General features: G+C 40.7%; 13 protein-coding genes. 2 read left to right on the forward strand and 11 right to left on the reverse strand.

Annotated elements, in window-relative coordinates; translation table 11 throughout:
- Positions 1-29: 29 nt before the first annotated feature.
- The 3 genes from pyk to MK409_RS03395 all read right to left on the reverse strand — a co-directional run bounded on the left by pyk (position 30) and on the right by MK409_RS03395 (position 5,792).
- On the reverse strand, positions 30-1,535 hold the full coding sequence (gene pyk, locus MK409_RS03385; RefSeq protein ID WP_268705335.1) for a pyruvate kinase: 1,506 nt from the start codon (positions 1,533-1,535) through the stop codon (positions 30-32).
- Between the two features lie 67 nt (positions 1,536-1,602).
- A complete protein-coding gene (pfkA, locus tag MK409_RS03390; RefSeq protein ID WP_096407467.1) occupies positions 1,603-2,610 on the reverse strand; it encodes a 6-phosphofructokinase in 1,008 nt (335 codons plus the stop codon).
- A gap of 80 nt (positions 2,611-2,690) precedes the next feature.
- Positions 2,691-5,792 carry a DNA polymerase III subunit alpha gene (locus MK409_RS03395; RefSeq protein ID WP_268705336.1) on the reverse strand — a complete coding sequence of 1,034 codons (3,102 nt, stop codon included), beginning with the start codon at positions 5,790-5,792 and terminating at the stop codon, positions 2,691-2,693.
- Positions 5,793-6,202: 410 nt separating this feature from the next.
- Between MK409_RS03395 and MK409_RS03400 the strand changes: the two genes are divergently transcribed.
- Positions 6,203-8,485, forward strand: a complete 2,283-nt coding sequence (locus MK409_RS03400) for a Xaa-Pro dipeptidyl-peptidase (protein WP_268705337.1) — start codon at positions 6,203-6,205, stop codon at positions 8,483-8,485.
- Between the two features lie 521 nt (positions 8,486-9,006).
- Positions 9,007-9,477 (forward strand): arginine repressor, encoded by a 471-nt coding sequence (locus tag MK409_RS03405; protein WP_268705338.1) that lies wholly within the window; start codon positions 9,007-9,009, stop codon positions 9,475-9,477.
- Between the two features lie 34 nt (positions 9,478-9,511).
- Here the strand turns inward: MK409_RS03405 and MK409_RS03410 are convergent, their stop codons facing one another.
- From MK409_RS03410 to rpoD, 8 genes are all read right to left on the reverse strand, one after another.
- Positions 9,512-9,676, reverse strand: a complete 165-nt coding sequence (locus MK409_RS03410) for a hypothetical protein (RefSeq protein WP_000502575.1) — start codon at positions 9,674-9,676, stop codon at positions 9,512-9,514.
- A gap of 9 nt (positions 9,677-9,685) precedes the next feature.
- A complete protein-coding gene (gene obgE / locus MK409_RS03415) occupies positions 9,686-10,996 on the reverse strand; it encodes a GTPase ObgE (protein WP_268705339.1) in 1,311 nt (436 codons plus the stop codon).
- A 70-nt stretch (positions 10,997-11,066) separates the two neighbouring features.
- Positions 11,067-11,201 (reverse strand): DUF4044 domain-containing protein, encoded by a 135-nt coding sequence (locus tag MK409_RS03420; RefSeq protein WP_000863864.1) that lies wholly within the window; start codon positions 11,199-11,201, stop codon positions 11,067-11,069.
- A gap of 30 nt (positions 11,202-11,231) precedes the next feature.
- Positions 11,232-11,423, reverse strand: a complete 192-nt coding sequence (locus tag MK409_RS03425) for a PspC domain-containing protein (RefSeq protein WP_162284807.1) — start codon at positions 11,421-11,423, stop codon at positions 11,232-11,234.
- Between the two features lie 27 nt (positions 11,424-11,450).
- Entirely contained in the window at positions 11,451-12,767 is a 1,317-nt protein-coding gene (locus MK409_RS03430; protein WP_268705340.1) for a glycosyltransferase family 4 protein, read from the reverse strand.
- An 8-nt stretch (positions 12,768-12,775) separates the two neighbouring features.
- Positions 12,776-13,819 carry a glycosyltransferase family 4 protein gene (locus tag MK409_RS03435; protein ID WP_268705341.1) on the reverse strand — a complete coding sequence of 348 codons (1,044 nt, stop codon included), beginning with the start codon at positions 13,817-13,819 and terminating at the stop codon, positions 12,776-12,778.
- A 113-nt stretch (positions 13,820-13,932) separates the two neighbouring features.
- On the reverse strand, positions 13,933-14,262 hold the full coding sequence (locus MK409_RS03440; RefSeq protein WP_000331930.1) for a metal-sulfur cluster assembly factor: 330 nt from the start codon (positions 14,260-14,262) through the stop codon (positions 13,933-13,935).
- 14 nt (positions 14,263-14,276) lie between these two features.
- On the reverse strand, positions 14,277-15,386 hold the full coding sequence (rpoD, locus tag MK409_RS03445; protein ID WP_268705342.1) for an RNA polymerase sigma factor RpoD: 1,110 nt from the start codon (positions 15,384-15,386) through the stop codon (positions 14,277-14,279).
- Positions 15,387-15,388: the final 2 nt, after the last annotated feature.

Here is a 15,388-nt window from a genome sequence, read left to right on the forward strand (position 1 = left end):
GCTTGATATGATAGGCTTTAAAAGTTAGATTAACGTACTGTACGGATACGCATTGTGTTTGTACGTACAGCTTCTCCAAGTGGTACACCAGCTACGATAATGATATCGTCGCCAGATTCAACCAAACCTTGTTCAACTGCGATCTTTTCAGCAAGATCAAACATATCGTCAGTATTTGAAGGACGTTCAGTTGTTACTGGAATTACACCCCAGTTCAACATCAATCCACGTTCAGTCAATTCATCGAAAGTGATTGCCAAAATGTCAGCATTTGGACGGTATTTAGAAATCAAACGTGCTGTGTGACCAGTCTTAGTAAGTGTAACAACCAATTTGATGTTCATTGAGTTAGTAGCATCTTTAACTGCTGAAGCCATAACTTCTGTCTTAGAGTTACGCTCGAATGTATCTGAGTTCAAACGACCATATTCATTAAGAAGAGTTTGAGCGTTCTTGTCGATTGTAGCCATTGTTGTTACTGATTCAAGTGGGTATTTACCGTTTGCAGACTCTCCTGAAAGCATTGTTGCGTCAGTTCCGTCGATAACAGCGTTGAATACGTCTGATACTTCTGAACGAGTTGCACGTGGTTTTTCAGTCATTGTTTCAAGCATGTTTGTTGCAGTGATAACAACTTTACCAGCAGCATTCACTTTAGTAATGATCATTTTTTGGTAAACTGGAACCATTTCGAATGGTACTTCGATACCCATGTCACCACGAGCGATCATGATACCATCAGCAGCTTCGATGATCTCATCCAAGTTATCGATACCTTGTTGGTTTTCGATTTTCGCGAACAATTGAACATGTCCGTTTCCAGTTTCTTCACAGATTGCACGAACTTCATTCACGTCTTTAGCAGTACGTACGAATGAGATCGCGATGAAGTTGATACCTTGCTCAAGACCAAAGCGGATGTCGTCGTTATCACGTTCTGCAAGAGCTGGGAAAGGAATTTTAGTGTTAGGGATGTTTACACCTTTTTGTTTTGCAACAACGCCATCATTTTCAACTACAACTTCAAATTCGCGAGTTTCATCATCTTTTGAGAAAACACGAAGACCAAGTTTACCATCGTCAACCAAAACTTGACGACCAACTTCAACGTCATCATAGATATCAAGAGCGCCAGCAACGTTCAAAGCAATCACATCGCGAGTTGATTTGATACCTTGCTTAGTTGCAACACGGATTTTTTCACCAGTTTTATAAGAGTACTCTTTTGCATCACCTTCGAACAATTCAGTACGGATTTCAGGACCTTTTGTATCAAGAAGGAAACCAACTTTTTTACCTGCAAGTTTTTCAGCAAGTTTAACAGTTGCCATACGGTCACCTTGTTCTTGGTGGTCACCGTGTGAGAAGTTGAAACGGAAAGTATTTGCACCAGCTTCAATCAGCTGAGCAATATTTTTAGCTGAAGCTTCAACGTCAAGTTTTTCTCCCCAGTATCCGTCATCACCGAATTTTTTACCACCACGGATTTCTACCGCAGGACCCAAGGTTGCAACGATTTTTACACGTTTGTTCATGATTTTTTGTGACTCCTTTATATAATTCGACCTTTTAAGGTCATGTTACCAAATTAATGAAAGTTGATTAGGACAAGCTCTTGTTCAAAGCAGAAAGTTCAAGATCAGCTTTATGTGGGTTGTTAACAACGATCTTACCATCAGCTGTTAGGCTAAACAAAGCTCCTTCTTCTGCTGTTCCAAGAATTGGGTTTTCAACCATTTTCTCGTTACGGATACCAACAGCGACACCACCGATTCCTTGTTTAAGAAGTTTAACAGCGTGTGCACCCATGCGTGATGCTAATACACGGTCACGAGCGGTTGGTGATCCACCACGTTGGATGTGTCCAAGTTCAGTTACACGAAGGTCACTAGTGTCTCCAGCTTCCTTGAGTTTTTTACCAAACTCATCGGCAGACATAACTCCCTCAGCCAAAACAATGATGTTGTGTTTCTTACCACATTCATAACCAGCTTTGATGCTTGCAACGATATCTTCCATCTTGAAGTCTTCTTCAGGGATGATGATTTCGTCAGCACCAGTTGCGATACCTGCCCAAAGAGCGATATCACCAGCGTTACGTCCCATTACCTCAATAACAAAGGTACGACGGTGACTTGATGAAGTATCGCGAATCTTGTCGATCGCGTCCATAGCAGTTGTAACTGCTGTATCAAATCCGATTGTGAAGTCCGTACCAACGATATCATTATCAATTGTTCCTGGAAGACCAATAGCAGGGAATCCATGCTCAGTCAAGCGCATAGCTCCGTGATAAGAACCGTCACCACCGATAACTACGACACCTTCGATACCGTGTTTTTTCAATTGCTCAATCCCTTTAAGTTGACCTTCGAGTTGTGCAAACTCAGGGTAACGAGCAGAGTGAAGGAAAGTACCACCACGTGAAATGATGTCTCCTACTGAAGCAGCATCAAGTGGATAGATTTCACCGGCAACCATACCTGCGTATCCATCATAGATACCAAATACTTCCATTCCTTCTGAGATTGCTTGACGAACTACCGCACGGATGGCAGCATTCATACCAGGGGCGTCTCCACCACTGGTTAAAACAGCAATACGTTTCATTTGGTTATGCTCCTTTTTCTTTTAACATTCTTACTGATTATACCACATTTAATTGGAAAATTCTTCTATTTTCCGTATTTTTAGCGATAAATCGTTTTCATAACAATTCCCTCTAATTTTTCCAGTAAAACTGGATCTTTTTTTACAAAATGTTGGGAGGAAACAATTGTTTTCTCCTCCTCAACATACCTGATAATTACAGGAATAGAGCCTTTATGTTGATCTAAGATAGTTGAAATTTCTTTATCGTTGTCGTGGTTTTTAACTTGAATCCAGAATCGTTCCGCCACTGCTTCTTTCAAATCTTGTGCAATCATTTGCAGACGACCATCTCGGGATTGAACTTTGCCATTGATGTAGTAGAATTTCCCTTCAGATAAAATGGAAGCGAATTTTCGATACTGATCTGAAAATACAGTCACATCCAGTTTAGACTTACTGTCGTGAACCTGTAGAAAGGCCATACTCTCTCCTTTCTTAGTTCGAATGACTTTTATTTTTTGCACTTCAACTAGAAGTGTTGCTTGACACCCCTCAGTGAGAGTAGCAATGGGTGCCGTTGGATAAAGGGCTTGTTTGGCAAGTGTTTGCAAAGGATGAGCACTGATACCAACCCCGATTAGTTCCTGCTCCTTGTAAAATTTCTCTGCTTCCGTAAAATCATCCGTCTCAGTCCAGCTATAGCTTGCATCTGCAAAGAGACCACCCAACTCCTCAACAAAAACAAATAGGTTGGGAAGGTTCACTAGGATTTTCTGGCGATTTTTGTCAAAGTCATCAAAGAGCCCTAGTTCAACCAAAGGAGTCAAAAGCGACAGTTTCTTGTAATTCTTGGGAAGACGTGTGACAAAATCTTCAATGCTTGAGAAAGGACGATTTTCAATAATCCAGTAAGACAAATCTCTTGGCATTCCCTTAATGGCTTTCAAACCAAGATAGATTGTCTTCTGGGTGATTTTATCATGATAGGGAATGCTGTTGATTGCTAAAGGCGCTACATCAAATCCCATCTGAAGAGCATCTACAATATAATCACTGCTCGAATAATTCAACATGACTTGAAAGAAAATAGCAGGATAATGGGTTTTAAAATAAGCAAGTTGGAATGCCAGGGCTGAGTAGGCATAGGCATGGGATCGATTAAATCCATAACCTGCAAACTTTTCCATCACGGCAAAAACTTGGTTGGCTTTCTCTTCTGAATGATCGAGTTTTACTGCACCAGCGATAAAATCTTCCTTCATCAGATGCATCTCTTTGGCATTTTTCTTACCCATGGCACGTCTGAGAATGTCTGCTTTGCCAAGACTGAATCCTCCAAAGCGTTGAGCTACCTGCATGACTTGCTCTTGATAGAGCATAATACCGTAGGTTGATGACAGGATGTCTTCCAATGTAGGATCCAGCACTGTCACCTTTTCTTTGCCATGCTTTCGAGCTACAAAGTTATCGATATAATCACTTGCACCTGGTCTATTGAGAGATGTTGTTGCTACCACTTCTTCGAAGACTTGTGGTTTCACCCGTTTCAAGAGTCGAATGGCTCCTGGTTGTTCAAATTGGAAAATACCTTTCGTATTTCCAGCTGCAAAGAGGGCTAAAGTTTCACTGTCTTCCAGATCAATCTCTTCGATTTTTAGATGAACACCCTCTGACTCCGCAAGCAATTCCTGCATTTTTTGGACGAAAGTCAGGTTACGTAAACCGAGGAAATCCATTTTTAGAAGTCCATTGGCTTCAACACCATGAGCATCATACTGAGTGATGAGCATATCCTCACCATATTTTAGCGGAATGTAGTCCGTCAAGTCTTGGTCACTCATAACGACTCCAGCCGCATGGATAGAGGTTTGACGAGGATAACCTTCGATCTTACGAGCAATCTCAAAAGCTTTTTGGTATTCAATCTTGCTATTGATGACCTGCCTAAATTGCAAATTCTTTTCATAGGCCGTCGTTAGCGTATCTCGGAAACTGATTTTTTTCGTAATATTTGTTAATTCGTACTCTGGAACACCATAGCGTTTAAAAACATCACGAATTGCTTGTTTGGCTCCAAAGGTCGAATAAGTGACAATCTGTGCCACATGTTGACTTCCATAGCGATCACGAACATAACGAATGAACTCTGGTCTATAAAGGTCTGGAATGTCGATATCGATATCGGGCATGGTGTAACGCTCACGATTTAAAAAGCGCTCGAAAATCAGGTTCTTCTCAACTGGATCAATCCCTGTGATGTCAAGTGAGTAGGCGACCAAACTACCCACAGCAGAACCACGCCCCATTCCCATATAGTAGCCTTGGGAACGTCCAAAACGCAACAAATCCCAAACAACTAGGAAATAGTCATCAAAGCCCATATCATGAATAACAGCCAACTCTTCATTCAGTCGCTCATGATAGATAACTGAAGTTAGCCCCTTGGCTATCAAGCCTTGTTCAGCCCTCTCTCTAAGTTCTTCTACTGCAAGCATTTCAGGATTAAAGCGAGGGAGTTTTAAGCTTGGATCAAGTTGGTAGCTAACATTCTCTATCAAATCTTGAAGATTGGCAAGTGCCTGAGGAAAGCGATTTTTAAATCTTGCTTCTAAGTCTGAGGCTGGTAGAAAGATCCCTTGCTGTGAATGCACATCCACTTCTCTCAGACTGACATTATCCTTAATTGCCGACAAGATTTGTAAAACCTGTAGGTCTTCTTTGTCAAAGGAGTTGACCTGATACAGTGGAAGAATGGGTTTGGTAAAGACTTCTTGGTGACTATCGGGACTAACCCCAATAAAATAATCATGACCTAAATCCAGCTGATCGATTCCATCAAAATAAGGAACAATAACAGCAACATCCTCAAGGTGACTGGAAAAGTCAGACCAATTTTTCCGTCCAGTCATTTTTAAAGTGGATAACTTCATCAACTCTTGGTAACCTTTAGTAGATAGAGCTAGAAAACGGAAAGAAATCGCCTTCTCATCTATAATTAAGGTCATTTCAAGACCAATTAAAGGTTGGATTCCATATTTTCGAGTCACCTCTAAAAAGTGATAAGCTCCATAGAGATTATCCACATCCATGAGAGCAAGGTGAGAATAGCCATAATCTTTAGCTGTATGTACATATTTTTCAATCGAAACCACACTTTCCATAAAACTGTAAACAGTCTTGGTATCGAGCTGTGCAATCATTCCATCTCCTCCTTGCTTTAAATATAGTACTATTATACCATTTTAAGTTCCATAATGAACTGGCTCAGACTCTTTCTTTCAAAACCTTGTTGAAATTTTTTCAACTGTTCATCCTTTATGTTTCTTGAAAATGAAAATTAAGAATAATAAAATATCTATATCTTATAATAGTTTTAATGGTAATTTTGGACATTTTTATGCTAAGTGACGAATATTGAAATAAAATCCCTTATGCAAATTTACATATAAATATCTTTAAGGTGGCTTTTAATTAGAAGATTTATTCAATATTTTATAATAACTTGCTTAAAGTTCATTCCTATTTTTAAAATTTATTTCATTTGAGTTTATTTATTCCATTTTTCCTCTTTTTTTGATATAATAAATTTATCACTTCAAAGGAGAGCGCCATGCGTTTTAATCAATTCAGCTACTTGCCCACTCCTCGTTCTCAACTATTAGATGAATTAGAGAGTCTTGGCTTAAAGCTATCATCTAAACTGCCTATAAAGAGACAGTTTGAAGACTTCATTCGTTGGAGTTTCTTCACCTATACTAATACCGATTACGCTCTATCTACCCTAGCTGCAGATAGAGAAACGGATCTACTGACCTTCTTTCAGTCTGATAAAGAGCTGACAGCTGATATTTTCTATACCGTAGTTTTTCAACTTTTAGGCTTTAACTATCTTATTGATTTTGAGGATGCTGAGAAGTTTCGTAAAGAAACTAGATTTCCTGTTATTTATGGAGATTTGATTGAAAATCTCTACCATTTGCTCAATACTCGAACCAAAAAGGGAAATACGCTCATCGACCAACTTGTTAGTGATGGACTTATTGCAGAAGACAATCACTACCACTACTTTAACGGCAAGAGCTTGGCAACCTTCTCTAGTCATGATGTCATTCGTGAAGTTGTTTATGTAGAGAGTCGTGTGGATACTGATAAAGACGGTCTCCCTGATTTAGTCAAGGTCAGCATTATTCGTCCTCGCTATGATGGACAAATCCCTGCAGTTATGACAGCAAGTCCTTATCACCAAGGGACCAACGACAAAGCCAGCGACAAGGCTCTCTACAAGATGGAAGGAGACTTGGAGGTCAAACCTGCCCATATTATTGAACTTGAGAAGCCTGAGGTTGATTTTGTCGAGCCTCTTGGTCAAGCCGAACTCGTCTCTGAGTCTGAAGAAAAGCTAACTCACATCAATAGTTCTTACACTCTCAACGATTACTTCCTCCCTCGAGGATTTGCCAATCTTTATGTGTCTGGTGTTGGCACCAAGGATTCCCAAGGTTTGATGACTAACGGTGACTACCAGCAGATTGAAGCCTATAAAAATATCATTGATTGGCTTAACGGTCGTTGTCGTGCCTTTACGGATCACACGCGCAAGCGTGAGGTCAAGGCTGATTGGTCCAATGGCAAAGTTGCCACAACTGGCCTTTCTTATCTAGGTACCATGTCCAATGGTCTTGCGACCACTGGAGTTGATGGCTTGGAAGTGATTATCGCAGAAGCAGGTATTTCCTCTTGGTACAACTACTATCGTGAAAATGGCCTGGTAACCAGCCCTGGAGGTTATCCAGGTGAGGATTTTGACTCACTTGCTGAATTGACCTACTCCCGCAATCTCTTAGCCGGTGACTATATCCGTGCTAATGAAGCCCACAAAGCAGATTTAGAAAAGGTAAAAGAACAATTAGATCGCAAGACTGGTGACTACAATCAGTTTTGGCATGACCGCAACTATCTACTTAATGCTCACAAGGTTAAAGCTGAGGTCGTCTTTACACATGGTTCCCAGGACTGGAATGTCAAACCACTTCATGTTTACCAGATGTTTCATGCTCTTCCAGCTCATATCAATAAGCACCTCTTTTTCCATCATGGTGCCCATGTTTATATGAATAACTGGCAGTCCATAGACTTCCGCGAATCCATGAATGCCTTGTTAAGTAAGAAATTGTTAGGACTTGCAACAGACTATCAGCTTCCTACTGTTATCTGGCAAGACAATACCGCACCGCAAACATGGCAGAGTCTTGATGACTTTGGCAAGCAAGATAAATTGCATACTTTCTCACTTGGAACTGAAGAAAAAGTGATTCAGAACCACTATGAACAAGAAGATTTTGAGCGTTATGGCAATACTTACCAGACTTTCAACACAGAACTTTACCAAGGAAAAGCCAATCAGATCACCATTGACCTTCCAGTAAGTCAAGACATTCATTTAAATGGTCGAGTTGAGCTGAAACTTCGTCTCAAATCAAGTACAAACAAGGGGCTCTTATCAGCCCAACTGTTAGAACTTGGACAAAAGAAATATCTACAGCCTTATCCATCGGTTTTAAGTGCTAGAACCATTGATAATGGCCGTTACCACATGTTAGAAAATCTCTGTGAACTACCATTCAACCCAAGTGCCCAACGTGTCATCACCAAAGGCTACCTTAATCTTCAAAATCGAACCAATCTCTTGACGATTGAAGAAATCCAACCCAATGAATGGATGGACTTCAAGCTAGATCTTCAACCAACTATCTACAAACTTAAAGAAGGAGATACTCTCCGTTTGGTTCTCTACACCACAGACTTTGAGATTACAATTCGAGATAATACAGACTATCAGTTGACTGTTGATTTAGCACAGTCTAGTCTTATCCTACCTTGTCAAAAGGTATAATGTACCAGATTTTCAATATGGAAATATTCCAAGGAAAAGTCAATGAATATGACCATTGAACTTCCTATAACCAAAGTTTTCCACTTGAACAGTCCAACTAAACATAAACTTCGTATCAAATCCAGTTCAAATAAGAGATTTTAATAAGCCTCTAGATGAACCTTGGACAAAAGATACTCCCCCCAACCAACATGTGTCACAATTTATCATACACGCTACCACACCACATGTTGGAAAATCTCTGTGAATTGACATTTAGAGGAAATTCACAACAAGCCGTGACAAAAGCTACCCTAATTGGATGATACACTGTCATTAAAGAACATCAATGGTGATGAACGAACAGATATCTCATTCATCTGCACCATACTAGTGACAAGTTAAAAGAAGGAAATTCTCTCCCTCTAGTTCTTTATACTACTGACTTTGACATCATCATACGTGACAATACCGCCTACCACCCGACTGACGTTTTCGTTCAGTCCACGCTTACTGTACCTTTTAAAAGGAGTACTTACTTTATGAACAAATCAGAACATCGACACCAACTTATCCGCGCCCTCGTTTCAAAAAATAAAATTCATACCCAAGCAGAATTACAAGCCTTACTAGCTGAGAATGATATCCAAGTCACACAAGCAACTTTATCTCGTGATATCAAGACTATGAACCTTTCAAAAGTTCGGGAAGAAGATCAGTCTTACTATGTACTAAATACTGGTTCTATTTCTAAATGGGAGAAACGCTTGGAAAACTATATGGAAGATGCTCTTGTCATGTTACGTCCTGTCCAACACCAAGTCATTCTAAAGACTCTTCCAGGTTTGGCTCAGTCATTTGGAGCTGTCATTGATGCCCTTGATTTCAAAGATGTTGTTGCTACACTATGCGGAGACGATGTCTGCATGATCATCTGCGAAGATGCTACAAAAGCACAAACATGTTTTGAAAATCTTAAAAAATATGCCCCGCCATTTTTCTTTAGCGAATAGAACAAATCCCGTGATTTAAAATCACGGGATTCTTTTATTCATTTGAAAGTGTTTCTTCTTTCTTCATACGTGCCAATCTAAGAGCACGTTTGGGATTGAGACGATTAAACAATTCTTCTAGTTTCTTTTCATTCCATACGTCTGCTGCAGAAACAAAATTTCCATCTGCGTCTCGGAATGATATCGGTTTATCTCCCATATCAATCTCCTAGTCTACAAATTCAAACTCAAATTTGCCGATGCGGACCAAGTCGCCATCTTTGGCACCACGTGCACGAAGGGCTTCGTCAACTCCCATACCACGTAACTGACGAGCAAACTTCATGACTGACTCATCACGGTCAAAGTTGGTCATGTTAAAGAGTTTCATGAGTTTTTCACCAGTAAGTACCCAAGTTGCATCATCATCACGGCTAATTTCAAAGGCTTTTTCTTCCTCATCAAAGCCATAGTAAGTTTCTTCTTCCATATCGGATTCATCATAGAGCAAGAACTCAGGAGTTTTATCCAACAATTCAGCTGTCGCATCCAAAAGAGTTGCCAAACCTTGCTTGGTCAATCCAGAAATTGGGAAGATGGCTGGAAGTTCCTCAAACTCGTCGTAGTTTGCTGCCAACTTTTCCTTGAAAGTTTTAAGATTTTCCTGACTTTCAGGCATATCCATCTTGTTGGCTACAATGATCTGCGGACGTTCCATGAGACGAAGGTTGTAGGATTCTAATTCCTTATTGATAGCAAGGTAGTCCTCATAAGGATCACGTCCTTCACTAGCCGACATATCGATGATATGGAGGATAACTCGAGTACGTTCGATATGACGAAGAAACTGAGTTCCCAAACCAACACCCTGACTAGCTCCCTCAATCAAACCTGGAAGGTCCGCCACGGCAAAGGACTCACCTGACTGCGTACGAACCATACCCAAATTAGGAACAATGGTCGTAAAGTGGTAGGCACCAATCTTTGGTTTGGCTGAAGTAATGACACTAAGCAAAGTTGACTTTCCGACAGATGGAAAACCTACTAAGCCGACATCCGCCAAGATCTTTAATTCCAGTTGCAACTCACGTTCCTGACCCGGCTCTCCATTCTCAGAGATTTCAGGTGCAGGATTTTTTGGTGTTGCAAAGCGGATATTTCCACGACCGCCACGACCGCCATGAGCCACGATAAATTCTTGACCATGTTCAATCAAGTCTGTAATGACTTTTCCTGTTTCCGCATCACGTACAGTAGTTCCCTGTGGTACGCGAACACGAAGATCTTCTGCACCACGTCCGTGCATTCCTTTGGTCATTCCTTTTTCACCGGAATCAGCCTTGAAATGACGGTTATAACGGAAATCCATCAAGGTACGCAAGCCTTCGTCTACCACGAAAACAACGTTACCTCCACGTCCACCATCACCACCCCAAGGACCTCCATTAGGGACATATTTTTCACGGCGAAAGGCAACCATGCCATCACCACCATTACCAGCCTTGACTTTAATCTTGGCTGTATCTAAAAACATACTCATATTTTCTTCTCACTTTAAAAAGGCTGGGAAATCCCAGTCATTAGTTATTGTTTCTGTCTAAACAACTTGCTTAGAATCTGCTAAAAGCTCCAAGCGCCGTTGCAAAGATACCAGCAAGGGTCACAAACAACATGATGAGCACGACAACAAGTGTCACCTTTTCAAACATTGTTTTTTTACGGTTACCATTATCTCCAAAAGCCATAGTTTCTCCTTTTCACTCTATAATTTTAATTTAATATTCTGTAGAAACAGGTGCAATTGCCCACAAAATCAAGTAAGCAAGAACCCCTGCTCCATAACAAAAGGCTAGAACTCCCCAAATCACACGGACAATCGTCGGATCAATATCAAAATAGTGGGCAACACCTGCGCAAACGCCTCCAATTTTCTGATCTTTCCCACTTCTCATAAATTTTTTCGCCATCTTTTATTCCTCCTTTTTTACTTTTTGTTAATCTTTCCAGTAGTCTCGCATACTGGACAACTGTTTTTTAGACGCTTTCAGAATGCGTTTAGATTCTTTTACCGGGACGCTGACTGCTTGTTGAGGGAGATATAAAATAGTTTTTAGAAAACGTTGACTCATAGGTTCTCCATCGAGCAATTCTTGTTCAAAATTATTTGAAATAATCGCATCAAGGTAAAACTCATGAACTCGTTTCCCAAAATTCTCAGCCGAAATCTCATACAACTTGTCAGCCAACTTTTGCTCATCCATATCTGGAGTGGCAATCAAGGCCTCCAAAATAGCACCTGCAAGATCATGTTCTCCATAGTAGAGCGTTCCAAACATCCTGTCACTGATCAGATTATCCAGATAAGGATTGCCATGAGCGATGACAGGCGTTCCACTAGCTAGACTCTCTAGATAAGTCAACCCTTGGGTTTCACTAGTGGATGCAGAGATAAAGAAGTCTGCCGCCTTATAGTACAAGGCTGTTTCACTTGGGGCGATCATACCAGTAAAAATCACCTGATCTTGAATTTGTAACTGGACGGCTTGTTCTTTCAGACTGTCCAAATAAGGACCGTCACCAGCAACAACCAGTTTCACCTTGTCTTCTTCTTTCAAAACCTGCGCAAAGGAAACCAGTACCGCTTGGATATTCTTCTCATAGGAGATACGAGAAAGACTCAGTAACATTTTCTCGTCTTCTTTTATTCCAAGTTTAGATCGAAGGGAAGCTAAATTCTCTTCCTTAATCTCAGGGCGTTCAAATTTAGCTAACTCAATACCAGTTGGAATAACCCGCTTTTCAACCTTGACCTTGTACTTAGAGAGAAGGTCCCGAACGATCTCACTAGGACAAATCACTCCATCAACATCGTGAAGAAAGCCCCGTACCAGATATTTTACCATACTTGGACGAATCAGCATACCCTTCGCAATATAATGCACATAATCTTCGTACTGGGTGTGGTAGGTATGGATAACAGGAATTTTTAACTCTCTTGCAATCCAAATCCCTAACAAACCTAGTGAAAACTCTGTTTGCGTATGAATGATATCGAGTTGATACTGCTTGGCGATTTCAAGCGCCTTTGTAAAACCTCGGTAGGCAAATCGTCGATCCTTAAATGCAAAGAAGGGAACACTCGGTATTCGGATAATTTGCCAATCCTCATAGCGATTCACATCTTTATCTGTTGTTGTAAAGATAAAAACTGCATGTCCTTGCTTCTCAAGCTCTGTCTTTAAGGTTCGAATACTGGTCGCAACCCCAGAAACCTGAGGGAAATAGGTGTCAGTAAATAAACCAATTCGCATAAATTACCTCACTTTTTGCCCAAAGCCGCCTGCTCCCGATAGAACTTCAACCAGATTTCCAGCAAATGCTCCTCGGAATACTCTTTAGAAATCTCTCTAGCTTTTTCTTTCAAGTCTTTCAACTTTTCAGGATGATTTTTGTATTCGAGAAGAGCTTCTCTCATCTCTGAAACATCACTGGTAGCACGATAATTTCCTTCCAGAATGACCTTGTATAGATCTAAATTCCTTAGCATAATCGGTGCTTCACAACTAGCTGCCTCTAAGATGGTCATTGGGAATAGTTCATTGTAACTTGGTAGCAAGAATAGATCCGCCATAGCGTAAAGTTCCCGCATCCGTTCCGGTGACACAATTCCAGGGAAAATAAGATTTTTGGGTGGATTGTCCATTATCTTCTTGTAGCGTTCATAACCATCTGTCATCCCACCAAATGAAAAACCACCTGCCCAGATAAAGGTAATTTCTGGCAATTCCTCAGCAAGACGGATAAAATCATCAATTCCTTTACGTTTCTGAACCTGACCCGCACCGATTACGACAAACTGATCCTCCGCAAGTTCCATTTCCTTCCGGAGTTGTGCAACCTGTTCAGCTGGTAATGGATGCCATTTTTCTTTGTTTACAAAATTTGGAATATAAGTTACTTTTTCACGCGGAATACCAGCAGCCACTAAATCCTCGATAAACATGGGATTGACCACCACCAAGTGTTCCATTCGGTTGTAAAAGGAAAAAACATAGCGTTTGACAATTCCTTTTAGGAAAAATGGAATCTTCAAACTCCCCTCAAGCGTATCAGGCAAAAAATGCACATAGCCAATTTTTCTCCCAGAGCGTTTCTTTTGGAAAGTAGATAAATAATAAGGGAAATCAATGGTGTGAAAATGAGTTACATCTGCCTCTACAGGAAGATTCTCCGTAACAATCAACTGGTCTTTGGCATCGCGGTGAAGGAGACTAACCAATTCTCTATAAGCTCCTGACACTCCTTGACCAGCTACTTTTTCACTTGAACTTAGCATATTAATACGCAATTTTTCGTTTTCCATACCTTTCATTATACCATTTTATTTCCAGAAAATCAGCAAAAGAAAGAAGAGACCAAAGGAAAAAGGATAAAATTACCTTATTTTCCAATCGTCTCTCACATTTTTCTTAGTCTTTATTTAATTCCTAGGGCGATCCGCGCATAGCGACTCATTTTTTCAACCGTCCAAGCTGGATACCAGACCAATTTAACTTCGGTATTGGTTACCTCAGGCACATCTGTCATCGCATCATGTATCTGGTCTGTCAAAAGGTCAGCCAGTGGGCAGCCCATAGTTGTCAAGGTCATATCAATTTCAGTGTGACCTGTCTCACCATCAAAACGAATTTCATAAATCAAACCTAGGTTGACAATATCAATCCCCAACTCAGGGTCGATGACTTCTTCCAAAGCATTTAAAATGCGTGTTTTGATCGTTTCAATTTGCTCTTCTGTATAAGCCATGCTATTCCTCACTCTTAGTCTTCAATAAAATCACGAAGGGGTTTGCTGCGACTTGGTTGACGTAGTTTTCTCAAAGCCTTGGCTTCGATCTGACGGATACGTTCACGAGTTACGTTAAAGACTTTACCAACATCTTCAAGGGTACGCATTTTTCCATCGTCCAAACCGAAACGCAAGCGCAAGACATTTTCTTCACGGTCTGTGAGAGTATCCAAGACTTCATCCAACTGCTCACGCAAAACGATACGAGTTGTGTAGTCTACGGGATTTTCAATCACTTCGTCTTCGATAAAGTCCCCAAGATGACTATCGTCCTCTTCACCAATCGGTGTTTCAAGCGATACTGGTTCTTGAGCGATTTTTAGGATTTCACGTACCTTGTCAGGTGTCATATCCATTTTCTCAGCGATTTGTTCAGGAGTTGGTTCTTGCCCATATTCTTGAAGGAGATTCCGCTGTTCACGAACTAATTTATTAATGGTTTCCACCATATGAACAGGAATACGAATGGTGCGGGCTTGGTCAGCGATGGCACGAGTGATTGCCTGACGAATCCACCAAGTTGCATACGTAGAAAACTTAAATCCTTTTGAATAGTCAAACTTGTCAACAGCCTTCATCAAGCCCATGTTTCCTTCTTGGATCAAGTCAAGAAACTGCATGCCACGACCTACGTAGCGCTTAGCAATCGAAACCACCAAACGAAGGTTGGCTTCTGCAAGACGCTGTTTGGCTTCGATATCACCAGCTTCAACAGCTAGAGCCAATTCTTTTTCTTCTTCGTTGGTCAAGAGAGGAACAACCCCAATTTCCTTCAAATACATACGGACTGGGTCATTAACCTTAGCAGAAGTTGAACCAATCAAATCCTCATCACTGAGTTCTGGTTCTTCTTCTGTACTAAGGACACGTGCACTTGGATTCCCTTCGTTATCCGTGATAGAAATTCCAGCATCCTGAATCCGTTGCAAAAGGTCTTCAATGCCGTCTGCATCTAAAGTAAAAGGAATAACCAGACTTGAGTTGATTTCATCGTCTGTTGCTGTTCCTGTTTTTTTGTGGTTACGGATAAAGTCTGCTACTTGCACATCAAATGTGGTTACTTCTTTTTGTTTTGTTGCCATTA

Source organism: Streptococcus oralis (assembly GCF_026782375.1).
GTDB classification, from domain to species: Bacteria; Bacillota; Bacilli; order Lactobacillales; family Streptococcaceae; genus Streptococcus; species Streptococcus oralis_CL.

Bases quoted from the DNA above. Each gene is read 5' to 3' on its own strand.
- pyk (WP_268705335.1), bottom strand. From the start codon at position 1,535: ATGAACAAACGTGTAAAAATCGTTGCAACCTTGGGTCCTGCGGTAGAA.
- pfkA (WP_096407467.1), bottom strand. From the start codon at position 2,610: ATGAAACGTATTGCTGTTTTAACCAGTGGTGGAGACGCCCCTGGTATG.
- MK409_RS03395 (WP_268705336.1), bottom strand. From the start codon at position 5,792: ATGATTGCACAGCTCGATACCAAGACTGTTTACAGTTTTATGGAAAGT.
- MK409_RS03400 (WP_268705337.1), top strand. From the start codon at position 6,203: ATGCGTTTTAATCAATTCAGCTACTTGCCCACTCCTCGTTCTCAACTA.
- MK409_RS03405 (WP_268705338.1), top strand. From the start codon at position 9,007: ATGAACAAATCAGAACATCGACACCAACTTATCCGCGCCCTCGTTTCA.
- MK409_RS03410 (WP_000502575.1), bottom strand. From the start codon at position 9,676: ATGGGAGATAAACCGATATCATTCCGAGACGCAGATGGAAATTTTGTT.
- obgE (WP_268705339.1), bottom strand. From the start codon at position 10,996: ATGAGTATGTTTTTAGATACAGCCAAGATTAAAGTCAAGGCTGGTAAT.
- MK409_RS03420 (WP_000863864.1), bottom strand. From the start codon at position 11,201: ATGGCTTTTGGAGATAATGGTAACCGTAAAAAAACAATGTTTGAAAAG.
- MK409_RS03425 (WP_162284807.1), bottom strand. From the start codon at position 11,423: ATGGCGAAAAAATTTATGAGAAGTGGGAAAGATCAGAAAATTGGAGGC.
- MK409_RS03430 (WP_268705340.1), bottom strand. From the start codon at position 12,767: ATGCGAATTGGTTTATTTACTGACACCTATTTCCCTCAGGTTTCTGGG.
- MK409_RS03435 (WP_268705341.1), bottom strand. From the start codon at position 13,819: ATGGAAAACGAAAAATTGCGTATTAATATGCTAAGTTCAAGTGAAAAA.
- MK409_RS03440 (WP_000331930.1), bottom strand. From the start codon at position 14,262: ATGGCTTATACAGAAGAGCAAATTGAAACGATCAAAACACGCATTTTA.
- rpoD (WP_268705342.1), bottom strand. From the start codon at position 15,386: ATGGCAACAAAACAAAAAGAAGTAACCACATTTGATGTGCAAGTAGCA.